This is a genomic window from Streptomyces sp. SID14478, from assembly GCF_010548525.1.
Lineage (GTDB): Bacteria > Actinomycetota > Actinomycetes > Streptomycetales > Streptomycetaceae > Streptomyces.
The window spans coordinates 1-2187 of sequence record NZ_JAAGMG010000683.1; the positions used below are offsets into that span (position 1 = coordinate 1).

The 2187-nt window shown below is 70.5% G+C and carries 3 protein-coding genes; all 3 read left to right on the forward strand.

Going from position 1 to position 2187, the window contains the following annotated elements; genetic code table 11:
* Positions 1-585: 585 nt before the first annotated feature.
* Positions 586-1173, forward strand: coding sequence for a dihydrofolate reductase family protein (locus G3I40_RS22685; RefSeq protein ID WP_164303977.1), 588 nt, complete (start codon positions 586-588; stop codon positions 1171-1173).
* 140 nt (positions 1174-1313) lie between these two features.
* Positions 1314-1727 carry a YciI family protein gene (locus G3I40_RS22690; protein WP_164303978.1) on the forward strand — a complete coding sequence of 138 codons (414 nt, stop codon included), beginning with the start codon at positions 1314-1316 and terminating at the stop codon, positions 1725-1727.
* Positions 1724-2187: sigma factor (locus G3I40_RS22695; protein ID WP_343245002.1), on the forward strand; the 464-nt coding region annotated here is incomplete at its 3' end. The genes G3I40_RS22690 and G3I40_RS22695, both read left to right, overlap by 4 nt.

The window sequence follows — 2187 nt, forward strand, 5'->3', positions numbered from 1 at the left end:
CACGCCGCCCGGCACGATTCGCCGCCCCCGGACAGTCCGTCCTGCGCCTTCCGCGCACGCCCCGCGCCCGCACGACCGCGCCCCCGGCGCATCCTCGCGTCCGCCGCGCCGTCCCACCGCACCTGCCTCAAGGACAGCGCGCGCCCTCCCGCACGGCCCGAAGAGGGCAACGCGGTGCTTTCGCGCCTCCGGCCAGACCGGATCGAGCCGGATCAGGCGGGGAGCGAGCAATTGTGTGGGGAGGCGAGGACGGCTGCCGCGCGGTGATGACACCAGGCCACCAAGTGCCGCCCCGCCCCGCTCCGCCCCGCTCCGTGGCCCTCGGGCCCGTCGCCGTAGGTAGGCCCGACCGCGTGCGTGACCTCGGCCATGAGCGGGCCGACGGTCTCACCGCTCGTCCATCCCGCTCGGCGTTCCGGGTCCCCGCGAGGTACGCGGCCCCGCCGCCCACCGGTCCCGACCCCGATCCCTAACGGATTCCAGTCGAGAAATCTCTTGCAACCACTACACCTGAAGCACTATAAATGAAGTGGTTCGGCCGGAGAGGTCGGACGCAGTCCTTGTCCTCCACGGAAAGAGACCGATTTGCGCAAGCTCACGTACTTCGTCGCCGTGTCTGTCGACGGCTTCATCGGCGACGAGTCCGGTGACGGAACGATGTTCATGCAGTTCGTCGACGAGGAGTTCCTGGGATTCCTCAAGGAGGAGTACCCGGAGACGATCTCGACCGAGGGCCGCAAGATGCTCGGCCTCGACGGGTTCGCGAACAAGAAGTACGACACCGTGCTCCAGGGGCGCCGTAGCTACCAGGTCGGTATCGACGCCGGCTTCCTCAGCCCGTACGGGCATCTGCGCGAGTACGTGCTGACGCGCAGCCTCACGAAGTCCCCGCACCCGCACGTCGAGCTGATCCACGACGACGTCGTCGCGAAGGTGCGCGAACTTAAGGCCGAGGAAGGTGATTTGGGCATCTGGCTGTGCGGCGGTGCGCAGCTGGCGGGGCTGCTCGCGGACGAGATCGACGAGCTCGTGATCAAGACGTACCCGCTGGTCCTCGGCGCCGGCATGCCGATGTTCGCGGGCCGGAGCCACGCTCTGACGCACTTCGGCCTGGAGGAGAACCGCACGTTCGGCAACGGTGTGGTCGTTCGCCGGTACGGCAGGAAGTCGTAGCGCTCCGCTGCCAGACTGGAAGTCCGCGAGAAAGCCGGAAAAAGACGTGCGGGCGGTGTCGAGAGCGGGCCGGCCGCTCCGACGTCCCAGGTGAAGCCGCCCGCAGCGAGCGGGCGGTCGCACCGAAGGAGCGCAGAGCCATGAAGTATCTGGTGATGATCCAGGCCTCGCAGGCCGACTACGACGCCATGGGCGGCAAGGCCTCCGAGGGGAGCCCAGCCTGGGGCGAGAAGGACCTGCAGGCGATGTACGCCTTCATGGGGAAGATCAACAACGATCTGGCCGAGACCGGCGAGCTGATCGACGCGCAGGGCCTCGCCGAGCCCGCCCAGGCCCGGACCGTCCGGCTCGACGGGCAGGGGCGGCCGGTCGCCAGCGACGGACCGTTCGGGGAGACCAAGGAACTGCTCTGCGGCTTCTGGGTGTTGGAGTGCGCGAGCCTGGAGCGCGTCACCGAGATCGCCGAGCGCATCCTGCAGTGTCCGTCCCCCGAGGGCACGGTCGAGTACCCGGTCGTCATCCGGCAGATCATGGACGGCGGCGGCGACGTGTGACGCGTCCGCCGAGACCGCCGGACGCCGTCGAGGACCTGCTGCGCCGCCATGCGCCGCAGGTTCTCGGGGCGCTCGTGCGCCGGTACGGGCACTTCGACGCGGCGGAGGACGCCGTGCAGGAGGCCCTGCTCGCCGCCGCGGGACAGTGGCCCGGGCAGGGGATCCCGGACAATCCGCGCGGCTGGCTGATCAAGGTCGCCTCCCGCCGCCTCACCGACGCCCTGCGCAGCGAGTCGGCGCGACGGCTGCGGGAAGAGGCGCAGATGCGGCTCCTGCCGCGCGACGCGTTCACGACGCCGGCGCCGGACGTGCCGCGGGCCCCGGCCGAGGACGACACGCTCACGCTGCTGTACCTGTGCTGCCACCCGGACCTCAGCCCCGCGTCCCAGGTGGCGCTCACGCTGCGGGCGGTCGGCGGGCTGACGACGGCCGAGATCGCCCGCGCGTACCTCGTGCCCGA